This is a genomic window from Massilia sp. Root418 (assembly GCF_001425265.1).
Taxonomy (GTDB): Bacteria; Pseudomonadota; Gammaproteobacteria; order Burkholderiales; family Burkholderiaceae_D; genus Rugamonas.
Genome location: NZ_LMEC01000020.1, coordinates 67,425 through 89,341 on the forward strand (window position 1 = coordinate 67,425; position 21,917 = coordinate 89,341).

Below are 21,917 nucleotides of genomic sequence, written 5' to 3' on the forward strand. Positions count from 1 at the left end.
AAGCCTGCGGACTATCTGGAACAGGAGATTTCTGGGTGAGCTTCTATGAGCTTGTCAGCGCCGCAAGGGCGGCTCTTCCCACGAACAGCGAGTCGGGTGTCCGAAAAGTGCGTTCCGCCGATGTGGGGGATGTCTTCGTCGACTCGCTAGGCAGAAGACGTTTTAAAGGATGTCTCAGCAGCGGACATCGCACTACGTCGGTGATCCGTGCTTGCCGGCAAGGGTCAAGCGTTGTCGCTACTGATGTCGATTGCTGCTTTGGCATCGTGACTCTCCCTCATGTGGAGTCTTTTTCTTAACCGCTTATTTGGGATACAGATGAGGTATCTCAGCAGTTAGTTTGCTCTTAAAAGGGACTCAAATTCTCACCAAAAATCACAGTGGACGAAAATACAACGATTAATACGGAGGGCCACGATATTTAACAGAATGCCCAGAATCATCGCGATGTTTGGGGTGGCGGCAGTTGACTTAGTAAAACCCGCGGCGACTCAGCTGGGACAAATTCGAACGCGCCTACCCGCCGAAGCCGCGCTTCGAGTTCCCACGGTCGTGCCGCGGATCGCTACCGCAGGCCTTGCCCGGCATCACGCAAAGAAACGCCCACTACCGTTGCTGCCGCTGTTCGACCGATGGCGGATGCAAAGCGCATGATTGCCGATTCCTGCGGCCCAAAATGAAACGGCTTCAGATCCGGGGCACTCCGCACCAACGACTCCAGGCTGCCAATCTCATCTACCAAGCCAAGCGACCTGGCTTCTTCTCCACTCCAGACCTCACCGGTGCCGTAATCGATACCGGCCTTTAAACGAGGTCCCCGTTGCGCGACCAATTCGCGAACGAACATCTCGCCCACATGACTGACCAGTTGCTGTGCCTTCACATCGGACTCCTCCGACACCGGCGTAAATGGATTCAGGAAAGCCTTCAATTTTCCGGACGCATAGACGCGTTGCGACACGTGAAACTGCGCGATCGCCTGGTCCAGCTGCCACGGCGCGATGATCGCGCCGATCGACCCGACAAGACTATACTTGCCGGCCACGATGCGGTCGGCATGCATCGCCGTCATGTACGCGGCGGAAGCGCCCATGTTGCCGATAATCGCGGTGACGGGTTTCGGATGTTTCTGCCTAAGGACCGAGATGGCGCGCGTGATGCGCTCCGCTTCCGCAGGGGCGCCACCAGGGCTGTCGATGGCCACCACGACATGCTTGACACGCGAGCTGGAAAACGCGTCCTCCAGCGCCGGTATGACCTTGTCCGCAGAGGCCAGCGTGCCCTGTGCGATCTCGCCTTGGATGCGCACGACGCCGACCACGTCGCGAAACGGGCCGAAGGAAATGCCTGAAACGTTCAGGAACATCGCCCCGGCGGCGATTGGTGCCACGACCAACAGGGCTTTGATTCCGATACTCCATCGGCGCTCCGACTTGCGCTCCCGGGCGCTCTGGCGCTGCTCTTCGCGGGTCGCAAGTTGCTGGGCATGCAGATCCGCGAGCAACTGCAATAAGACCTCCTGCGGTGCGATTGGCGCCGCATCATCCTTTTCAATCGCCATGTCTTCCTCCAAACTCTATCTGCAATTTCCTCCGAACCCGAGCAGAATCTGGCCAAGGCCGATCTTCTGGTTGCACTCCTTGGGTTTCGGCGCGTTTTCGCCTACGTCGACGCTGCGTTGTGCCGGCGCCCGCTCCTGGATCATTTCCGCTACCGTCTGGACGCGTTCCGATGCGGCCAAGCGTTGCGTGGCACCTTGAATTTTCACCAACCTACATTTAACCTGAAACGCATGCGGATACTCTCTAGTGGCAACGGAGTCGCGAGTCACATCGGCCGGACTACAGAGCTCGCCCGTTACATCTCGGAAGGATCGTTCATCGACCGAACTGCCAAGGTCTGAGTGCAAAATCAAAACTTGTCCATTCTTACACTCGGAAGTGATGAACTGCAGAGCAAGTCGTGAATATATTTCCCAAACCCTGCTTGTGCCTTGCGGCACAAATGTCTTTCGAGTCAAACGATAATTCGTAAGTGGCGAGAGATCGCAGACAGTTTCATCCGTTGGACGCCCTGCCAACGAAACGGCGTGGGCATTAGAACCGAGAACTAGCACGACAGCAAGAAGCGTAGCCTGAAGGATCAACATTTTCTTCTCCACGTAAGAGGGCATCATGCACATGCTAAGACACATTATTCTAATTTCAAGCATCGGATTGGCGAGCGGATGGGCAATGGTCGAGTTCGGTCTTGCGACGGTCCCTCTGATTGCGGGCTCGATTATCGCTGCTAGCTTTGTCACGCTGTACCTAGCCCTAGTCTTGGTCTTTTGGCTGATTCAACTTTTGTGCGGCAAGGTCGACAGGCATCTTGCCAGCAGCTCCTTACTTGGTCACGATTCACGCGGGCGGCTTCGCATTCACAGCAACCAACGCCGCTGGTAAGGGTTACTTCCATTTAGTCTCAATCTTTTCTATTAGATCCTTCAATTTTATCGAAACAATGTCCGGATCGTCTTTGACTTGCTCATTGACACTGTTAAAAAGCGAGCGTTCAGTCGACACGTGGTTATCTTTCGTCCGGCCCACCTGTTCCGCTTCAAATCTCTGCTCGTGCTCTTTCGCCTTTGCCTTCAAATTCGTCGCATTCTGGTCTATCTCTTTGCGTATAGCGTCGCCCCGCGTTGACGATTCCCCAGCGGCCGACGAACGTGTATCTTCACCCGGCGCGTCTTTTACCCTATTGCGATACGCCTCCGCCGTTGTAGTTAAGTTTGAGATTGCGCCACGATCCAGTGCGCTCTTTGCTTCGCGATAATCCGAGCTAACTTCATCAAATGAACTAGGTAAACGACTTGACTTCGAAACCGGCGCAGGAACACGTGCGACGTTTCCAAGAAAGGATTCCAATTTCACTAACTCTGCGGCACTGCCCACCTTTTCCGAGCGGAGTAATTGCTCGAACAAGGAGACATTCTGCGGATCTTTGGCCAAGTCCTTGCTAACTGTTTCTCCCCGTTGAAATGCATCCGCAACGCTCTCGGAGAACTCCAACTGTTTGCGCAGACTTGCGTCCGCTCGCTCGCTGCGAGACAAACTCTCCGTCAGTCGTGCGGCAATTTCTTTACCATCTCGATTCTCCCCCAAGACAGATAGAAGAGAGTTCTTGTTTCTTGAAACCGTGTCCGAAAATGCTTTGAACTTCGCTTTATCCTCGCTGCTCAGCGCATTGTTGATAAGTTGGTCCTGCTTCTGTATCAATGAAGAGTAGTGTTTTCGTCCCTCGCCGAAGATCTGCCCGCCCACATCAAACGGAGATAAGCTTTTCATGGCACCTCCTACGCCAACTCCGACGTGCGATGCCCCTCCAAATGCTACTGATGCCACTTGCTGTTCGCTCGCGCCGGTGGTGGCCGCCACAGACTTGGCAATTTGCACCAATTCGCCTATCCGCTCTCCAACGCTCTCGTCACTTGACACACTAGATCCCTCCGTACGACCATGCGCACGTATTCGTGCATTCGCACTTACCAGAGCATTACTCAATGCTGCCGCCTTCTCGTTAGACGCGGCCACCGATTCGGCTTGCGCTGAAGCGACCGATCTGGAAGACGCTTCCACATGCTGCTGGGATATTTTGGCGTCCACAATGCGCGACACTGGCCCCTCGTTGGCCAGCGCCTTGGCAGCAGTCAGCCCACTCAACACGTTTGAGGTATATGTGGTGCCGCTGCCGTCATTTTGCCTGCTTCCAAAAAAGGCGGAAGAACGCGCAGGCGCGAGATTGACCTGATCCATGCTCGTGTTCCCCATCGACACATTGCCAGTTGCTGCGGCAGATGACGTCGAAGTCAACATGGACTGAAGCGAATGTGCGCCAGACACCAGGGCACTGCCGAGCGTTTCCATGCGTTTCAGCGCGGCCCAGGCAATCATGGGAATACTCATCGTCATGTAACCAACTACCGCTTCGCCCGAGATCGCGTTCGAATAGATCGACGGGGCCGTCAGCAATGACAGCGCGGTGGCGCCGCCGCCGACACTGGCCGCAGCAGCCAGATCTTTCGCCGCATACACCATCGCCATGTAATTTAGAATCGCATACAACGGCGGCCACAACTGGATCCAGATCAGCAGCGAAACGTAATTCTTCAGCGCCACCGCGGTCTCGCGGCCACCGGTCAGCATGAGGAGCAGAACTACGATTGGGAAGATGGCGTACGCCAAAGCCTCCACTGTATTTCGAATCACCGGTAACGCCTGTTCTGCGACCTTGCCATTGTTGATCCAAGCCGCGTTCGTCTGCGCCACCGCTTGCGCCCGTCCAACAGCAAGCAGCATCGATGCGGGATCGTTGATTTTTTGGCCGGCCAATAGGGATGCATCGTTCACCGCATTGATCAAGGCATTCTGGCGAATGATGTCGGCAGCCGACGCGACTGCATCTGCGATTCCGTTCTTGATGTAGGCCTGCTGGATCTGGCCGGCGATCACCGCGGCGGCCGCCGGCCCGCTCAAGGTTGGATTCATCCGGCTCGACAGCATGGCTTGAACGCGACTCAACTGGGCAGGCAATCTGCTGTTGAGATTAGTATACGCTTCGGTGCAAGGCGCTACTGCCATCCCTCCCGCTCCGTCGGATACTGGCGTGAACCTTGCCGGATTTGGCGACGCCATCAGAGGCCAAATATCGCCCGACGCAGCGAATACCTCCGGCTCCAGCGCCCCTGATGCCAAGTCGTACATGGTGCAGTTATTGATGAAGTTGATCAGATCAGTTCTGAAGCTCGGATTTTGAAACACAATCCGACTGGTCTCACGGATCATGCGATTCCCGAAAACCAAGCCATTCTTTTGGTATGCAAGTTCACTTGGAAGGCCAGCGGCGCCTGGCAGCACCTGCATCGCCGTTTCGTACAGCTCAGTCAGGGTATTTCCGACCGTGCTCGATAACGATCCAAACACGGCAAGGCCAAATGGCACATTGTCGACAACCGTCACCGCGCTCCCGCCAGTCTTGTCCACGATTCCCACTGTCACCTTGGGAACGAGCAGCACCGAAAAGACGAGCGTGATCGACGCCAGCCAGTACCAGCCATGCAACTTCTGCGGTGCAATTGCATATGCCGCAAGCGCCGCGAAGAATCCGCAGAATGCAACCACGCCGAGGGCACTCGCATATGAGCCGGAACCGCAGATGGCCACGATCGCATTCAAGACGCCGAACAAGCTGTCATTATTTTGATAGGCGTATACTTCCCACATCGCGGGCTCCTACGATCAACTATTGCATGTAGGCCGCGCGGCGGCCCAGCATATCAAGGATGTGCTGGGGCATCGCGCTTCTCATTTGCCGCTCCATTTGCTCAAGGCTGGATGCTATTGCATTTATCGAACCCACTCTCTGGTGGAGTTGTGCCTTCTCCTGCGAAAGCTGAGTAAGCAAATCCTGCGCTCGTGTACGCAGTTCTCTAGCGCGTTCAGCCTGTGGCAGATCAAGCAAGTAATCCTTCTCCAACGCGAATATTCCTCGACGAAGGTTCTTCTCAAGGAAGACGTAGGCATAATCAGCGGCAATCAGTTCGCGAAATCTGGCGATTAGGTCTTCCGAAAGATCTGCCGTCGGCACAACAGTAGTTATTGAGAGCATCCTATAGACAGGCTCCGTGGTCTGATTCACAAAGCCAATCTCTGGTGAATTGTTCGGAATCGGCGTACGCGTAAGAATTTTGTTCGCAATGGAGCGCATCAGATTCTCAACTTTCAACGTAAATGGCGTGTGAGAATAATTGTTTTGGATAGTGACCGCATCGCATTCGGAAAAATTGTTGCAGCGTAGTAGCTCCTGGACGACATTGCCGCCTGGCGTGCCGCCACTACCGTAAAGAAGCCGGTTAATGGATGTGATCGTCGGTGCAAAGGGTTCCGGATCGCGACCATCCTCGTAGAAGATCACTGTCCCTACCAGACTCATGATCAGTTCTCTCTCCTGATCGTCCAAGTTGGTGCCCGCAAGCTTCAGTGCCTTCCAAGTCAGATTCCCCACAAACGGCGCCTTGTTTCTGACCTGGGAATCGGACGATGCGCGCGCAGTGGCGAGCACCGACGGCTTGGCCGTCTGGCAGCGCACTTTCGCCGCCGCATAATCGGATTCCAGACCGAGCGTCACCGCCAGGTCCTCACAGAGCCGGTCGCCGCTCACGCCGGTGGCCTCCATCGCCGAACTGACCAGCGATTTCGCGGTGTTGCAGGTACTGATGTTCGCCTGCGTCAGCATGCTTTCCAGGTTCTTGGTCCACTTCGTCACCCCGCCCAAGAGTGGCGAAACCGAATCGACGGCAAGCTGGAACGCGACGCCCGGCAGCGCGGCGGTGATATTTCTCAGCATGTTCTTGAACTCGGCCGCCGAGATGTGCGAAAACGAGCCGCCATAGATGTCGATGCCGCCGCAGCCGGCCTTCACCGCCGGGAAATCCATCGCCATCAACTGGTACGTCCGGTTCTGATTGCGCAGCATCAGGCTGCCGCCGCTGTAGGTATTGAAGACCTGCCCCTTGAAGGCGCCCGGCGCGGTGTAGTTGCCGATCGCCCCCAGGTCGTTGAACATGGTGTTGATGGCCGCGTTCAGGTCCCCGGCGCTGGCGCCGCCGCACAGCGCGCCGGCCCCGGCCGCGGTGCAAATCCACTTCGCAAATGTCCTCATGGCTTTCTCCTATCGTTGATCGCCCCAAAACACGGGTGGGGGCGTCCCCTTGCCGTCCCGGCCCTCGAACAGCGCGACGATCCGTTCGCCCAGCTGCGCTTCGGACAAGACCCCGAAGCCCACCGGCTCGATGCGCCCGGAGAACGGCTGGGCCAGGAACAGCGCCGGCACCTGCTGCACCTTGAGCGCGCGCACAGCACCGTTGTCGCTGCGCGCCTGCGGGAACCCCGCCAGCGCGCCGCCGTCCACGCTGATCGGCACGAGACGGATGGCGTGCCGGTCGCAAAAAGCCCGCAGCACCGGCGCCATCGCATGGCAGTAGCCGCAGTCGCCCCGGAAGAAGAACATCAGCACGTGCTCCCTGGCCACCTGCGCCAGTACGGTATTGCGCTCGCGGATGCGCGCCTGCTCGAACACTTCAAGGGCAGTGGCGTTCACCGGCCGGCCCTGCGTCGCAGGATCGAGCTCGGGATGGGACCAGGCGATGCGCTGGGCGACGTCGGCAAACCGCGAGGCGTTGTGGACCACCTTGGCTTCCAGCTCCATGTAGCGGCGCACATTCGGCTCGGTCGGCTGGATCACCGCCAGCGCACGGCGCTCCTCGACTTCCTTCTGCAGTTGCCGGAACCTGGCCAAGGCGGCCTGATCGCCGTCGCCGGCGCTCGGCAAGCGCGGCGCGGCCTTGCGGGGCGGCGCCGGCGGATCGAGATGGAAGTGCCAGCCGGCGCGCGGATCGGACAGGCCGGCGCGTTCGCCATCGGCGGACTCGCCGGTGTCGGTCACCTGCGCGGCGCAACAACAGGCGGCCAATGCCAGGCACACACAGAGAGGGGCCGGCCGTGTCATCGCGCCGCCCCCGTCGCCAGGCTGCGTGGCGGCAGGCCGTCGCTGCAGTAATTCAGTTCAAAGCGCACCTGCTGCCGCTGCGGCGCCGCCTGAGCCGACAGCTTCACGCCTTCCTGCGACACGTCGACACGCAGACGGGCGCAACCCGGCTGGGCGTAGCGCACGATGGTCGAGACGTCGATGCCGATCTCCCCGCCAGTGCCGAACTGGCGCTTGAAGGCGGCGGCCACCAGACCGGCGAGCACGCCGTGCGCCGTCCCGCCTGGGGCGTCGAGCGCGGCGCGCAGCAGCGGCGCGAACTGCGTCACCGGGGCTCTTTGCGGCGGACCTTCCTCCGCCCAGACCGGCAGCAGCGCGAATGCGGCAAGGCCGCAAGCCAGATCGCGAGGCATCAGCATTTTCCACCCCGCGCGTAGCATTGGGGAGCCTTAGCGGCGGCCGCACCCTTGAGCGCTTCGACATTCGGCTGTGCCGGCGCGATCGAGGCATAGAATTCAGACAAATCAAAACGGGAAAAATCCAGTGCCTGCAGCTGCGCGACGGAAAAGCCGCCGCAGGCAGGGTTCTGCGGCGCGCCCCAACTCATGCCCAGCTGCGCCCGACCCTGTTCGTTGACGAGACGCGCCAGCACTGAGTTGAAGCAGCACTTGGACGTGGTGCGCTCGATGCAGCGCACGCAGCGCCCCAGGACCCGGATGCACTGCGAGCACCAGGTGCCCACGCTGCGGCACAGGCGCGCGCCCTCCTTCATCGCCAGCTGCCCCTCCTCGACGTTGCAGGACATCATCGCGGTTACCACCGCGAACACCACGGTAATGGCCAGGGACCAGGGGGTGAAAGCCACCGCGATGCTATCGCCGGCGGCGATCGTCACCGAGCCGGCTGGCAGCGCAACCCCGTTCACGGCCACGGTCACGCCGTAACTGGTGAAGGTACCGCTGAAACCATAGCTGGTCAGCATCGACTTGATGCCGGCCGTGATGAAGCTGCGATTGTTGGCGTTCATCAGCACGTCGAACACCAGATGCGAGCCCACACCGAACAGCGAGCCGTTGCTATAGCCGGCCCCGGCGCGATTGCTCTGGCAACAATTGGTGAGCAGACGGTCTCGGCAACGGTTGTCCTCCCCGGCGAACACGCGCAGCGTGGCCGGATCGAGATACACGCCGGCTTCGCGCGCAGCCTCCAGGTAGCTCATGGCCAGCGCGAAGTCAGGATCTTGTACCTGCGCCGTGTCGAAGCATTGCGTCCCCAGGCAGAAGGTGTTGGCCGGGCACGGCCCCGGTCCGGGGCAACCCGCGTACAGGCCCGCCAGCGCCGATTCGGAGGCGAGCGGGTTTCTCGCCACGGCCGCCGCGCCGGCGATCTGGGCGTCGCCCGGCGGCAGCGCCGGACGGGGCGCGGCGGCGGAGGCGACGGCATGCCGGCCCGCCTCGCACGCCGCCGGGTCGGGATGCAGCGCGCACTGCGCCAGCTGGGCACGCGCCTGGCTCGCCAGGTTGGCCTGGCCGTACAGCGCCGACTGCGGCGCCGTGTCGGTGTAGCCCGGCACTACGGCGGCGGCCGGCACGGCGTTGACCGCACCGCGTGCCGCGAGGTTGGCGGCGCGCGCGGCGGCCAGGTCGTCCTGCTGGGCGAGCGCCAGGCGCGCCTGCCCCGTCAAGAGGGCGCACAAGGTCAGCCAGGCGGTCAGGCGGCGCATGTTCACGGCTCCAGCCTGGCGCGCAGCCGGCGCGCCTCTGCCGCGAACGCCGGGGCGCTGCGCGCCACGTGGTTCAGCGCATAGCCCAGCGTCACGTCGCCCGCGACCGCCACGTAGCCATCGGGCGCGGCGCAGCCGTTCTCCTGGCAGCCGCTTGCTGCGGCCGTCTCGCGCGCCAGCACGACGGCCGGCACGTGCGCGATCCCGAAGCGGGCGAACGCCTTCGGATCGATCTGAACGACCGATTGAGTGCCGCCGGTCAGCTGACGGATGCGCGCGGCGGTCTTCGTCATCGATCCGTCCTGCAGGCCGCGCAGCACCAACACGGCGCCGGCGCGCGGAGCATCGGCCGCCAAGCGGCGCAGCGCCCCTTCCGGCATGGACAGGCTGATGAACACCAGCAGGCGCGGTCCCGTGTTCGCGGGCGCCGTGCCCACGCCGGCAATCTCGTAACCGCGAGCCACCTGCGCCAAGTCAATCCCGGCACCCGCCTGCGGCTGGGGTAGCCGGTCAAAGCGATGGGTGGCGGCAGTCGGGGCAGGTTCGGCCGAGGCGACCGGGCCGGCCAACATGGCCAGACACAGCGCGGCAAGCAGCCCCAGCGCGGGCCGCGCGCTATTGAAAACGATGCAGTCAGAATCCGACACAGCAGTTCCCCTTTCTAAACAGCATGAACGCGAAATCCTCGCCGCGCACGGGATACTCTTTGCCGGCGCCCCACAGCGCCGTGCTGCGGCCGAACGGCTGGCAGCAGCGCCCCGCGTCCTTGGCGGTGGCGGCAATCGGGTAGGTCAGCTGGCTCTTGTAGGCGCGCTTGTCCATCACCGGCAGGAAGTACGGCCCGCATAGGCCCCGCTCGCCGTGGCGGCCCCAGGCCACTAGCTCGCGGTGCAGCTTTGCCGTCAGCCGCTGGGCCAGCAGCTCGGCGGTGCGCACCCCGCCCAAGTGGTATGGCACATGGCCATCGAGCGGATACAGCGCTCCCTGGCAACCCGCGCACCAGAACAGCTCGGGACGGCCGAAGCCGGCGGTGGCGGCGACGCAATCGGCTGCGCAGGCGGCCTGCGCCACCGGGCTGGCGAACAGCACCGCCTCCGGGTTGAGGATCAGGGTCAGCTCGTCGTCGTTCCACAGCGGATCGACCTCGGTCAGGTAGGCCAAGTCGAACCCGCCGCGCTCCAGGCACGGAAAGTCCGCCACCACCTGCAGCCAGTACAGCACCGGATTGGCGTAGAAGTGGGCCTGGTAAAAACTGTTCTGCTCGCCGCTGGCGTCCACCGTGCGGCCGGCGTCGGGCGCCGCGATGCCGGGGTTCAGGTCGACGCCGCCGAGGGAAACCAGGCAGAACGGGCGCCGCACCACCTCCACGTGGCGCACCGGTTCCCAGAACCCGATCGATAGCCCGACGGCCGGGTTCACGCCGCAGGAACACAGCGGATTGGCCGGGTTCGGGATGTCGCCCTGCCCGCCCAGGTCGGCCAGCGTGCCGCCGCCCAGGGTGATCGGCATCAGGCAGCTCCAGCAGATCTCCGTGATCGGATTGGGAAAGCGTCCGTTGCAAGTGCCGGCCGCCATTGATGGCGGGCTATGGCAGGCCGCCGCCAGCGCGATGGCGGCAACCGCGCGTGTGGGCCACAGCCGGCGACCGCCACCGGAGCGACGGGCGAAACCGGCAAGGCAGTGCGTCAGCAGGTTCATGGCGTCGCCTCTTCGGCTGCAGCTGTCTTTGGCGGCACCAGCTCGTCGATGCGCAGCCGGTTGCCCTCCTGCGACACCAGCGCGGGCACGTGCCCGATGGCCAAGCGCCGCACCAGCAGGCCGCGCTGGTCGTAGTAGACCGGCACGCGCCAGCGCCGCATCAGCTCGAGGTAGGAGCCGCCGGTCAGCACCGGTTTCACCGCGCCGGCGTACTGGCCGACCAGGCCGGCCGCCAGCGCCACCTGGCGCGCGTCGCGGGCGTCGAAAAACAGCAGGCGGCGCGTCAGCGGCACGATGTCGAACGGATTTGCGCGGGTGCCGGCCGGGAACAACAGCTTGCCCGACGCGTCAACGATGTTGCGCTCCAGCGTATAGCTCGGGTCGTAGTGGAAGGTGCGGGCCGTGCGCGCCACCGGCAGGCCCAGCGGCGCGGGGCGCAGCATGCCCTGCCGGGCACGTTCGACGGCTTGGCCGCGCAGTTGCGCCAGTTCGCCGCTCGCTTCCTTCTCCCGCAAGCGGCGTTCGATCATGGCCAGCAGGTCTTCCTCCGCGATGCGGTAGACCGGGCCGATCACACCCAGCGAACCGGCCTGCGCGACCGGGGTCGCCACTGCCGCCACTGCCGCCCAAGCTGCCAGTCCCGCCGGCAGCTGCCATCGCATCTGTCGCATGCTCATCGCGCACTCCTCAAAACAGCGGCCGCACCACGGCCAGCACATCGCGCTCGGCCACCAGCCCACACAGGCGGTAGCGCGAATCGAAGCTGTCAGCATCCACACCCTGCATGTACAGATAGCCGGCCGGGATCACCGTCGCGGCGATGGGTTCGAGCGCCAGGCGCGACACCACGGCGTAGCGCTTGGCCAGCCCGGCGTCGACGCCATTGACCAGTACCGCGCGCCCGCGCACCTCGATGCGGTCCCCGGCCACGCCGGCAACGCGCTTGAAGAAGGGCTGTCCACGCAGGCCCGGCACGTGGCGCACGGCCTCGCCCCGGAACGAGAAGATCACGTAGTCGCCCTTGGCCACGCCGAGCGCGCTGTAGTCCACCACGGCCACCAGGTACGGCAGGCTGGGCGTGACGTTGAACAGAATGGGCAGGCGCGGGACGGGATCGACCAGCACCCGCACACACGCCAGCAGCCACACCGCCGCCAACAGCGCGTAGCACGGCCAGTCGGCGCGCATCCGGCGCAGCTGCCGCGTCAGGCACGCCTTCATGGCCGCACCCGCTGGCGCAGGAGCGGCGTCAGGTCGGCTACGCCTGCCGGCAGCGCCGCGACGGCAGAACGGTCCACCACCAGGCAGGCGCAGTCGCGCTGCAGTTCAGCCAGGCGGGCCGGATAGGCCGCGACAAACCGGTCGGCGGCGGCCAGCGCCTTGTCGCGCGCCGGCGCGTCGGTGCTGGACGAGATGGCCCGCAGATGGCGCGTCTGCTCCTCCCGGTATACCTGCCAAGCGTCGACCACGCCGACCACCGGGATGGGCTTGACCAGCCAGTAGTGGTAGCCGGCCAGCGCGGCGGCGTTAAGCAGCACGGCGGCCAAGAAGCTTGCCAATACCGGTTTCATGCGCGCCCCCGTTCGGCCAGGATGCGCGTGATCGCCTCATCGATGCTGTAGCCCTGCGCGCGCAGGGCGTCGATCGGCTTGTTGTCCTCCAGCTTGTTGGAAAACAGCAAATGGGTGGCGGGGTCGAGCACCAGGCGCGCCACGCCCTCGCCGACCGGCGACGAGACGTACATTTCCGCGTAGGCGCCGGCCTCGGTGCGCAGGGAGTTCAGCAGCCGTTTCTTGGCCGCGTCCATCAGCAAGCGCCCCTTGCGGTCCAGCAGTTCAATCGACTCGGGTTTCTGGCGCAGCAGGAACACCCAGTCCGAGCAGTTGAACGCCGCTTCCATCTGCGCCGAGCCGTAATAGTCGTCCGCGCCCTGGGTGGCGGTCACCAGCGCGCCGCCGTACTTGCGCGCCCGGCGCGCCGCCTCCTCGACCACGGCCGCTTTCAGCGGATCGTCGCTGCCGATCTCGCCCAGCTGTTGCTTCAGTTCATCCATGACGAGCAGCTTCTTGCGGTTGCGCGTCAAATACATTTCCCCCGTGATCTGGTACATCATGAGGATGTTGACCACCGCGTGCAGGTCGGGGCGGCGCTTCAATTCTTCGTTCTCGATCACGACGAAGTCGTTGGTAAAATCAACGTTGTTCTTGCCCTCGAAGAAGCGGGCGTACTGGCCGTCCTTCGAGTAGGGATTGAGCATGATCGCGAGATCCCGGATGCGCTGGTCGTCGCGGATGCCCAGATCGGGGATCGCGCCGCTCTTGAACGCGTCGCGCATGGCCGTCATCGTCATGTCGCGCCCGTATTTTTGCCACTGGCGCAGCAGTACCGCCGAGATCGCCTTATACTGCACCTCCTCAAGCCGGCTTTGCATTGAACACATCTTGGCGATCGCCGGCACCAGCATGTCCATGTCATCGCAGATGTCGTTGATGGCCGAGAATGGATTGAGGTTGATGTCGCTGTGCGCGGTGAACTCGATGTAGGCGCCATCGGCCTTGCGGCACAGTTTTTCGAACGAACGGCCCAGGTCCATCATCCAGACCTTGGCGCCCACCGAACGGTACGACCACGCCAGTTCGTTGAGGAAGACCGATTTGCCCGACCCGGGCGCGCCCACCACGGCGGCGTTGAAGTTGCCCAGGTCGTTGTCGAACAGGTCGAGCGTGGTCACCTGCCCGCGCCGCCCGGCCAGCACCAGCGTCGGCGTGCTCGTGCCGCGCCACTCCGCGATCAGGGGCGCCAGGTGGATCGCATTGGCCGTGGTCTTGCGCGTCACGCGGCGCATCTTGCGCAAGTCGCCGTGAAAGGCCGGCGAAAGCGTCATCGGCAGGCTGGCCAACAGGGCCTGGCGCTGCTTGAAGACGTCGGCGTTCAGTTCAAAACCGCTGGCGCGCCAGATGGCCCGCGCCGTTTCGCACGCCTGCGGCGCCTCGTCGGGTGAGGTAAAAATCGCCAATTGATGGTACATCGACACCAGGCGACCGCCCGCGTCGGCCACGCTGGCGGCCGCCTTCCAGTCCTCGCGCTTTTGCTCGACGTCGGGCATGATGTCGGCCAGCTTGCTGCCGGCGTTCTGATTGGCGCGGAAATGGTTGGACGCAATGGCGCTGCGCGTCTCCGCGTGGTCCAGGATGTGCACCCCCATGGTCAGCAGAAACGGCGCACTGTACTGCAGTGGCGGCTGCATCAGGTCGCCGATCAGGCTTCCCATGCGCCACAACGCGAAACGCTGCGGGAACGACTTGATCGACAGGAAACGCGCTTCCAGCGGCGCGCCGCCGGCCAGCTTGGACAGGCAGAGGCCTTCCGGGCCGGCATCCTGGATGGTGTCGAAGTCGACGATCTGGTCGCGAATCTCGCGCCCCTCGTCGTAGTGCAGGAGTGGCAGGTCGGTGCGCGCCATGCGGTCCGGGTTGGTGAACTGCGCGCACCAGTTGATGAGGCCGTCGGCGTCGCAATGCCGGTTCGGCAGCGAGGCCGAGGCCAGTGTCACCGACATCGAATCACGCAGCGCGCACAGCGTGCCCAGGCGCCGCTCGTCCGCGCCGTGGCCCGGCAAGGTCACCGAGACCAGCAGCCGGAAGTCGCGCATGGTGAAATGGTGGGCCGCACTGAGCGAGCGCATGGTGCCGGCCAGCAGGTGCTGCACGCGCTGGCGCGCCAGCGCGCGGTACAGGTTGCTGTTGCGCGCGGGACGGCCGTAGCGGCTGCCCTGTTCGTACTGGTCGACGTCCTCCACCCGCAGGTTGGCGTACTCGCGCAGGATGTTGCGCACGTGGGGCGCGCCGAACAGGTGGAACTGGATGCCGGTGCCCACCGGGCAGTTGATGTACAGGCTCACCAGCACTTCGACCATGCGTTCGTCCGCGCCGCACTGCGGCAGCACTTCCAGGACGAAACCCAGGCAACCGTTGCGGTTGACGAACAGCTGCACGTCGGGGATGTAGGCGCCATAGGGCAGCCAGGAGGCGAACTGCTCCGGGGGCGAATCGTTGCCGGCGCGTAGGCCGAGCCAGTCGAGGATGTGGCGCGGGCCGCGCTGGGCTGGCCCGTCTGCGATCTCAAGCATGATGTCCTCCCTGGCTTACTATCGATGCGCCGGCGCGGCAGCAGGTGGTGCGGTTGCGGCGGCGTGCGTCACCTCGGCGCCGTCGCTGGCCGCCGCCGGCGTGGTGACCGCTTCCGTGTGGCCGGGCGGCCGCGATGGCGGCGGGCGCAGCGGCGCGTAGGCCTCGCGTGCAGCGCGCTGGGCATGCGCCACCTGCCACTGGCCATCGTCGATCCGCACATAGACATAGGACTGGTCGACCAGATCGCGGTCGCTGTCCTCCCAGGCCTTGATCCACAGCCGCAGCACCCGCACCGGCGAGCGCAGGGCGACCGGCTCCAGCCCCTGCGGCGCGGCGCTCTGCAACGCCTGCGTCGCGAGCGGCCCGACCGATGCGCCCTCGGGGCGAGGTGCGCTATCGGGGCTTGCGGGAGAACGGTTGTAGTAGTTGGCGGACACCGAGGCGCAGTGCACGCCCTCCGGCGCCTGGCAGCTCAACTTGGGCGAGCCGTCCAGGCCCGACAGATTGCCGCAACCGGCCAGCGCCACTGGCGCCAGCAGGCCCAGCGCGCGCAGCTTGCGCGCCACGGTCTTGTTACTGTCGATGTGTTTCATGTGCGCTCCTTGCAAGGCTGTCGGCCTTGTCAGTCCCGCCGGCGGCGCGCGCCAATCCGGCTTCGATCTCGTCGCTGTCCAGTGCTCCGGCAACCCGCCTGCCGTCGGCGAATACCAGCGTGGGCGTGGCCTGCACGCCCAGCCGGGCCGCGAGCGCGAGATTGCGCTCCAAAGGGGTCTCGCATGGGGACGCGGGGTCCGCAGGCATCGCGCCATCGGCCATGGCGCGCGCGTACGCCGCGTCGCGGTCCGGGGCGCACCAGATCGCCTCGGGCAGTTGTCGTCCCTGGAAAGGCAACAGGTAGTGCAGGATGGTGACGTCGCGCAGGCGCCGCAATGTGGCGTCGAGCTGGCGGCAGTAGGCGCAGGCGGGATCGGTAAACACCAGCAGCCGCCGCGCACCGGTACCGCGCACCAGCGTGATGGCGTCCTCGGCCGGCAGCGCCAGCATGTCCACGGCGCCGTCCGATGCGCCTGCAACGGCCTTAGGGGCCGCCTGCCTGGCCATCCCGCCGGCCCTGCGGTACGCCGTCACATCCTGCATGCGGCGGGTGTCGAACAGGTGGCCGAACACCATGTAGCGCACATGCCCGCCCCTGACATAGGCGACGTTCTCACCCATCCACACCTCGTACAGGCCCGGAACCGGGGTCGGCGCCACGCGGTCGAAACGGGTCGCTGGATGGGCCTTGCGCAGGCTTGCCAGCAGCGCATCCTCGGCCCGGCCCGCCATGGCCGGCTGCAGCGCCGCCGCCAGCACGATCGGCAGCCACTTAATCGGTATTGTCATCGCGCGCCTCCTTGTCCAGCCGTGGCAGCCGAATGCCCTTGGTCAGCACAATGTCCACCTGCCGCTTGGCGAAAACCTCAATGACCGGAAAGGTCTCCTCGGCCAGCTTGATGTAGTAGTTCGCCAGGTTGTCCAGCGCGCGGCCGACACCGCCCGCGACACCGCGCCGCATGCGTTCGTCCATGCCCTCAGGTCCGGTGGTGAGCGTGCCGAACGGCGTTGCCGAGTACGTCGCGCCGCCTTGGGCAAAGCCCTGGCCGATGCCGCTGACGATGCCTGCGCGCAGCGCGTTGGCCAGCATCTGGCCCTGCATGGTCACCAGGCGCCCGCGCAACCCCAGCATGCCGTCCTCGCCGTGGACGTTGCCGTCGATCTTCACCTCCAGGGCGCGGCCGTCACGGCGCACACAGGACAGGTTCACCGTGCGCAGATAGGCGCGCGAGGCGCTGATGCTGCCGTAGCCGGAGGCGATGACGAAGCACTCCTTCACTTCGCCGCGATAGTGGTTCGGCAGGACGGCGTTGTCCAGCAGCCGGATCAATACCGGCAGCGGGTTGGCCTGCGCCTGGCCGCCGGTCGGGGCAGCAATGCCGCTCAAGGTCTCGCCCCGGATGAAGCCGACCGGCAAATAGCTCTCCAGCATGCCGCCCTCGCCCTCCTTCTCCTCGGGCTCACTTTGCGTGTCCTTGGTACCGGCCTCGCCGTATGCCGCCTTTCCTGCTGTGGCGGCCGGCACCGCCAGAGTGACCCGCACCAGTACCGGTGGCGGTTCGGCCAACGCCGTCTGGGCGCCTGGTCCCATACCGATGGCCACGACGGGCGCCACCGGTGAACCCGGCGGGAACCCCGGCATGTCCAGCGGAGGCATGGCAGGCCGTGGGGATGCGGCCGGCACGGGAGCTGGCGCCGGACCCGGGGATGCCGCGACGGGCGCCGGCACCTGCGGCGCCGCTGCCGCCGCGCCCGTCGAACCGCCCAGGCCTTGTTCCTGCTGGCGGCGTTCCAGGTCGGCCAGGCGCTGCATCAGCGATTGCTCGCCCGCCTTGCGGTCCAGGTTGAACCGGTCCTGCGCCTCCTTGTCCACTTTGTATTGCGCCAAGGTCTTGCCGGCCGTGCCCACCCACTGGTCGAGCGGGTCGACGCGCAGCGGCGTGACGCCCTCCTGTTCGGGCTTGATCACGACTTTTTCCTTGGTGCGGTCCGCGCGCGGCGCCGCCTTGCTCTTGTCGCTGCCTGCGAGCGTGAGCACCAACCAGAGCGTGCCAATGCCGCCGGCCACGATACCGGCCGCCATCAGATACTGCCGCTGCCGGGTACTGAGGCGGCCGGTGGCGGTGCGCCATTTTTCACGCAGCTTCATGGCGTGTCCTCCTGTTGGCGGATCACATGCACCAGGGTGGTGGCGCCCGGCGGCAGGGTGTGCTGCTCGATGGCAACCGCCAGCACGCCATCTTGATCGAATTCCTGCTCGGCCAGCACCATGGTCGCCGCGCTCGTGTTGCGCAGCCGGTAGGTTTCCCCTTGCAGCGCCCGTCCTTCCTGGCGGCGAATCAGCCGGAACTCGGCCTCCCGCCACAGCGCTTGCGCCACATCGAACTGCTGGGCGCGCACGCCGTCCGCTGGCCGCCCCTGCGCCATCGATGCCAACATGGTTTTCAACGCGCGCACATGGCTGGTGGTTTGCGGGCGTGCAGCTTTGGCAGCGGGTTCGCCCGCTTCGCTGCGCCGGTCGCGCAAAACGAGGCTGTCGGCCGGCATCTGGGCGGGGCGCAGCAGCAGCGTGTAGGTCGCACGCGGCGACGACACGAACAGGCTGATCGGGCGCATCTGGCCGGCATGGCCGGTCGCGGCCGGGCGCACATAGATTTCGCCCTTGTCCAGGTCGCAGTTGAGGATGACGTCGCCGCGCGGGTTGACGGCGGGCGCCGCCAATTGAGACGGGGCCAGCGGCGCGTTGCCTGCCGGCGGCGCACTGTCGCAGTTGCTGGTGGAATGGATGTTGCCCACCACGTTGACGATGCGCTGCCCCTCCAGCCGGACGCGGGTCGGCGCATCGGCGGCAATCGCCGCCTCCATGGTTTCGCCGTCCCGCACTTCGCGCGGCTGCGCGGCACCGGCGCCGCCCGCCCAGCATGCCAATGCGAGCAGCACGGCCGGATGCTTACTGTTCATTGCCGACCCCCTTGAATGTTTTCAGATGGGTGCGTCCGCCGCGAAACTGGAAGCTTGCGCGGAAGCGCTTTTGCAGCAGCGACGTTTGCTGCCCATTGATGAGCGTGCGGAGCCGCCCTGTCATGAGCACCGTCTGCGTCTCCTCGTCGGGTTCGAGTTGCTGCAGCTGGAAATAGGTGGCGCCGTTTATCTTGCGCAGGCGTTCGGCCTCCAGCTCCATCTGCACCTTGAGCGCCTCATAGTCTTCCGGCGCCACGAAGGTCAGGAGAGCGTCCTTTTTCCAGCCGGCTGATGCGGGCGTCAGGTCCAGCATCAGCCAGGCGACATAGCCGCCCATCTGCTCCAGATAGGCGCTGCCAACACGCTCGCCGGACACCCAGAAGGATTTAGTCACGTGCGGCGGCGTCACCACCACGCGCTGCGCGCCCACCAGCGAATACGTGATCAGGAGCGTGACCAAGAGGCACAGGCACAGCACGCCCAAGGCGAGTCGATGGACGCGGATACGCGCGCGCAGGTCGCGCAGATCGTCCTGGTACCGGGTGTTGTCCATGTTCCCTCCTTAGCCCACCATGCGCCGGATGTGCGACGGCGGCGTGGCGCGCATCGAACTCACGGGATTGGTGGGCAGATACCAATACAGCCAATGCAAGGCATAGGCCGCATGCTTGTCGGCCTTGGTGCGCGCCATCAGGCGGGCAAAATACAGGCCAATGGCGCTGGCCAAGGCAAAGCCCCATAGCGTGTTGGCCAGGTAGCCGACGAACAGCATGAACAGGACGGGCGCCGCCACATCGACGTCCCACAAGCCAATCTTCCATTGATCGTCCAAGCGGCGTGGAATGTAGGTATCGGCAAGCATCCCGTCCTCCCTGCCCCGTTAAATGACCGCGCCCATGATGGCGCCCGCAATGACGAGGCCTACCGCGGCGAAAATTGCCAGACCGATATAGAACAGCACCGGTCCGAAGTTGCGTAGCGCCGCCAGCGAGATCAGCGCCACGACGAAGCCGATGAAGCCGACCATCGCCTTGATGCCCGGTGCCAGATCGGCCATTTGCGCCAACGCGGACACCAGCGGTCCAGTCAGGCCGGAAAACGCGACCAGATCGATCGCCTGGCCCGGCGTTGCAACCAGCAGGCCCAGCAACATCAGTGTCACTAGCGCGGCGGCACTCATGCCTTTGCGCGGCAGGCGCCAGGATGTGGGCAGCGGTGCCCACGAGCTCAACATATTCATTCAGTCCTCCTTGAAATTTACATTCGACGCGCTCTTTGATGCGGCGCCATGCGCGTCCCTTGGCAGCCGGCTTGGCCCAGGCGGTCCTCGTACCATGGCCCTGCGGCGTTGGCGTCCGCGCGCGAAGCGCCTGCCGCGAGGCCGCGTCCAGGGCCTGCGAAGCGCATTCGGCCACTTTGTGCTGAGTACATGTGCTGTGGTCATGGCCGGGCCTCCGGGGCGGGATGCCACATGACTTCGGCGCGGCGGTTGGCCTGGCGTCCGATGCTGGTGCGGTTATCCCCCACGTAGCAGCACGCGCCGCGCCCTTCCCATGACAGGCGCCCGGGCGCCACACCCAGCTGGTCACGCAAGTGGTCGGCAACGACGCGCGCCCGGCTCCACGCGAGGCGGTGATTGATCGCATCGCTGCCGGTGCTGTCCGTCCGCCCGGCGATGGCGATCCGGCCGGCCTCGCGCATCACCCCGGATAGATGGGACAACGCCCTCGCCTCGCCGGGACCAAACGCCGCGGAACCACTTGGGAACTGGATCACCAGCGTGTCGGGCACGGCTGCAGGCGTCCCGGTGAATGAAGTAGCCGCCTCGGTGCCCGCATGGGCTGTCGGGCCCGTCGACTCGGATGGCGTCTTGAGCGTCACCGATGGGCACGCCGGGTCAAGACATAGCGCGAAATAGCTGCCTTGGGATTGACCGAGCTGTGCGATGCGATTGCGCGTCGCCGAATGCTCTACGCGCGCAGGCATGGTGGTGGGATACGTCACCGCGCCTGCGCAGCCGGCAAGCAGCATTGGCCCGCTTGTTGCGGCGGCGATGAGCGCCGACACCAGCATAATGCGGCGCATCATCGCACGCTCACAGAGGAAACGATGGCGGAACTCGCCAGCCGGGCGGGTTCCCCGCTCACTGGCGCTGATCGCCGCACCAGCGAACGGTACACGCGCCAGGCGTAGCGCATGCGCACGCGCAGGCACTGCCCTGCGCTCATGGTGACGCACGATGCGTTGTAGGCACCCACTGCTTCCCACGTGCGTCCATAACGCCCCATCTTTTCGGCGAGAATGCGCGCGCCGGCGTCTATGTTGGTGCAGGGATCGAACAGCGCGCGCTGGGTGAGGCCCAGGTTCCGCAACATGCGCGCATTGGAATTAACCTGCATGTAGCCGATATCGACCGTGCCGGTGCGCTGAAAGTGACTATTGTTGACGGCGGCCGGATTCATGCCCGATTCGACGTCGGCCATCGCCTGCAACAAGACGACGGGCACGTTACGATGCCGCGCCGCTTGTTCCCAGCAGGCGTTTGCCAGTCCCGGCATGACTAGCAGCGGCAATATGGAATGAATGAGAATGCGCATGCTCACCTCGCGGCATAGCCCGACATGGAATCAGCCTCGCGTACTCGCGAGGAACCAGGTGGATTCAGGTATGCCGGCATTAGCCTGGCGCGGTGAATTGCAAGGTGGCGCCGTTTAGGCGCGGGACAACGTCAGGTGGAATATGGTGCGGCGCGGCGGGCGATGTTGCGGCGCGCCTGTTCGAACAGCTTTTCTTTCGCGCCGTCTTGCTCCATTGCTAGGGCCACGCACGCGGTGGTGAAATGATCAAGCTTGAACTGCGGATGAGGATGGCGATTCTGCTCGGACTTCTGCAGCGCCAGCAGCAACTGGTACTGCCCACGCCACATGTCTTCCTGCCTGCGGGCAGTATCCTGGTCACGCAGCACCAGCCGTGTGTGCAGGAAGGCGAAGATACGCCGCTCGGGCATCGGTGCGTCGAACACCAGCGACACGCAGGCACTGATCAGATCCGGATAGCGCAGCTTGGGCGAACGGTTGGCGGTGTCGTTAAACAGCGTCTCCAGCCAGGCAAATTCGTCCAGCCAGACGCGCGTGCCCACCGTGTCGCCACTGTGCGTGTCCGCTGGCATGGCAGCCGGGTCACGTGGCGCGAGCCGCGATATGTGGCCGATTGAATCGTAGGCGGTAGTCATAGTGTGCACCTCCCGATGGATACTGCATTGGGACTTGATGCGATGATCGTAT

At 64.4% G+C, this 21,917-nt stretch carries 22 protein-coding genes; all 22 read right to left on the reverse strand.

The genetic code is table 11. The features are described from left to right. Window positions 1-565: 565 nt before the first annotated feature. Window positions 566-1,561, reverse strand: a complete 996-nt coding sequence (locus ASC94_RS12870; RefSeq protein WP_157201431.1) for a S49 family peptidase — start codon at window positions 1,559-1,561, stop codon at window positions 566-568. 886 nt (window positions 1,562-2,447) lie between these two features. Further along, on the reverse strand, window positions 2,448-5,264 hold the full coding sequence (locus tag ASC94_RS12880; protein WP_056395183.1) for a conjugal transfer protein TraG N-terminal domain-containing protein: 2,817 nt from the start codon (window positions 5,262-5,264) through the stop codon (window positions 2,448-2,450). Between the two features lie 19 nt (window positions 5,265-5,283). Then, on the reverse strand, window positions 5,284-6,702 hold the full coding sequence (locus ASC94_RS12885; protein ID WP_082616483.1) for a conjugal transfer protein TraH: 1,419 nt from the start codon (window positions 6,700-6,702) through the stop codon (window positions 5,284-5,286). Between the two features lie 9 nt (window positions 6,703-6,711). Next, the gene (locus tag ASC94_RS12890) at window positions 6,712-7,524 is read right to left on the reverse strand and encodes a conjugal transfer protein TraF (RefSeq protein WP_229417256.1); all 813 of its coding nucleotides are present in this window, start codon (window positions 7,522-7,524) and stop codon (window positions 6,712-6,714) included. A gap of 20 nt (window positions 7,525-7,544) precedes the next feature. Then, window positions 7,545-7,940 (reverse strand): hypothetical protein, encoded by a 396-nt coding sequence (locus ASC94_RS12895; protein ID WP_157201432.1) that lies wholly within the window; start codon window positions 7,938-7,940, stop codon window positions 7,545-7,547. Beyond that, window positions 7,940-9,223, reverse strand: a complete 1,284-nt coding sequence (gene traN / locus ASC94_RS12900) for a conjugal transfer protein TraN (protein ID WP_229417257.1) — start codon at window positions 9,221-9,223, stop codon at window positions 7,940-7,942. Before traN ends, ASC94_RS12895 begins: the two co-directional genes overlap by 1 nt. 29 nt (window positions 9,224-9,252) lie before the next feature. Then, window positions 9,253-9,897 carry a type-F conjugative transfer system pilin assembly protein TrbC gene (gene trbC / locus ASC94_RS12905; RefSeq protein WP_082616485.1) on the reverse strand — a complete coding sequence of 215 codons (645 nt, stop codon included), beginning with the start codon at window positions 9,895-9,897 and terminating at the stop codon, window positions 9,253-9,255. Continuing rightward, window positions 9,884-10,825: a TraU family protein gene (locus tag ASC94_RS12910; RefSeq protein ID WP_229417314.1), complete on the reverse strand. Its 942-nt coding sequence runs from the start codon at window positions 10,823-10,825 to the stop codon at window positions 9,884-9,886. The genes trbC and ASC94_RS12910 overlap by 14 nt, the downstream gene beginning before the upstream one ends. Window positions 10,826-10,944: 119 nt before the next feature. Beyond that, complete coding sequence (gene traW, locus ASC94_RS12915; protein ID WP_229417258.1) at window positions 10,945-11,625, reverse strand: type-F conjugative transfer system protein TraW; 681 nt, start codon at window positions 11,623-11,625, stop codon at window positions 10,945-10,947. A 10-nt stretch (window positions 11,626-11,635) separates the two neighbouring features. Continuing rightward, the gene (traF, locus tag ASC94_RS12920) at window positions 11,636-12,169 is read right to left on the reverse strand and encodes a conjugative transfer signal peptidase TraF (RefSeq protein ID WP_056395191.1); all 534 of its coding nucleotides are present in this window, start codon (window positions 12,167-12,169) and stop codon (window positions 11,636-11,638) included. Continuing rightward, window positions 12,166-12,519 carry a hypothetical protein gene (locus ASC94_RS12925; protein WP_157201433.1) on the reverse strand — a complete coding sequence of 118 codons (354 nt, stop codon included), beginning with the start codon at window positions 12,517-12,519 and terminating at the stop codon, window positions 12,166-12,168. Before ASC94_RS12925 ends, traF begins: the two co-directional genes overlap by 4 nt. Continuing rightward, entirely contained in the window at window positions 12,516-15,077 is a 2,562-nt protein-coding gene (gene traC / locus ASC94_RS12930) for a type IV secretion system protein TraC (protein ID WP_056395195.1), read from the reverse strand. Before traC ends, ASC94_RS12925 begins: the two co-directional genes overlap by 4 nt. An 18-nt stretch (window positions 15,078-15,095) precedes the next feature. Continuing rightward, window positions 15,096-15,686 (reverse strand): TraV family lipoprotein, encoded by a 591-nt coding sequence (locus ASC94_RS12935; RefSeq protein WP_157201434.1) that lies wholly within the window; start codon window positions 15,684-15,686, stop codon window positions 15,096-15,098. Then, window positions 15,652-16,461, reverse strand: coding sequence for a DsbC family protein (locus ASC94_RS12940; RefSeq protein ID WP_056395198.1), 810 nt, complete (start codon window positions 16,459-16,461; stop codon window positions 15,652-15,654). Before ASC94_RS12940 ends, ASC94_RS12935 begins: the two co-directional genes overlap by 35 nt. Continuing rightward, window positions 16,445-17,821: a TrbI/VirB10 family protein gene (locus ASC94_RS32595; protein WP_056395200.1), complete on the reverse strand. Its 1,377-nt coding sequence runs from the start codon at window positions 17,819-17,821 to the stop codon at window positions 16,445-16,447. Before ASC94_RS32595 ends, ASC94_RS12940 begins: the two co-directional genes overlap by 17 nt. After that, a complete protein-coding gene (locus ASC94_RS12950; RefSeq protein WP_056395201.1) occupies window positions 17,818-18,633 on the reverse strand; it encodes a type-F conjugative transfer system secretin TraK in 816 nt (271 codons plus the stop codon). The genes ASC94_RS32595 and ASC94_RS12950 overlap by 4 nt, the downstream gene beginning before the upstream one ends. Further along, window positions 18,623-19,186, reverse strand: coding sequence for a type IV conjugative transfer system protein TraE (traE, locus tag ASC94_RS12955; protein WP_056395203.1), 564 nt, complete (start codon window positions 19,184-19,186; stop codon window positions 18,623-18,625). Before traE ends, ASC94_RS12950 begins: the two co-directional genes overlap by 11 nt. 9 nt (window positions 19,187-19,195) lie before the next feature. Further along, on the reverse strand, window positions 19,196-19,495 hold the full coding sequence (gene traL / locus ASC94_RS12960) for a type IV conjugative transfer system protein TraL (protein ID WP_056395206.1): 300 nt from the start codon (window positions 19,493-19,495) through the stop codon (window positions 19,196-19,198). Window positions 19,496-19,513: 18 nt separating this feature from the next. Next, window positions 19,514-19,873, reverse strand: coding sequence for a hypothetical protein (locus tag ASC94_RS12965; protein WP_056395207.1), 360 nt, complete (start codon window positions 19,871-19,873; stop codon window positions 19,514-19,516). Window positions 19,874-20,073: 200 nt separating this feature from the next. Next, a complete protein-coding gene (locus tag ASC94_RS12970; protein ID WP_056395209.1) occupies window positions 20,074-20,721 on the reverse strand; it encodes an OmpA family protein in 648 nt (215 codons plus the stop codon). Then, the gene (locus ASC94_RS12975) at window positions 20,718-21,230 is read right to left on the reverse strand and encodes a lytic transglycosylase domain-containing protein (protein ID WP_082616487.1); all 513 of its coding nucleotides are present in this window, start codon (window positions 21,228-21,230) and stop codon (window positions 20,718-20,720) included. The genes ASC94_RS12970 and ASC94_RS12975 overlap by 4 nt, the downstream gene beginning before the upstream one ends. A gap of 131 nt (window positions 21,231-21,361) precedes the next feature. Then, window positions 21,362-21,865 carry a hypothetical protein gene (locus tag ASC94_RS12980; RefSeq protein ID WP_056395213.1) on the reverse strand — a complete coding sequence of 168 codons (504 nt, stop codon included), beginning with the start codon at window positions 21,863-21,865 and terminating at the stop codon, window positions 21,362-21,364. Window positions 21,866-21,917: the final 52 nt, after the last annotated feature.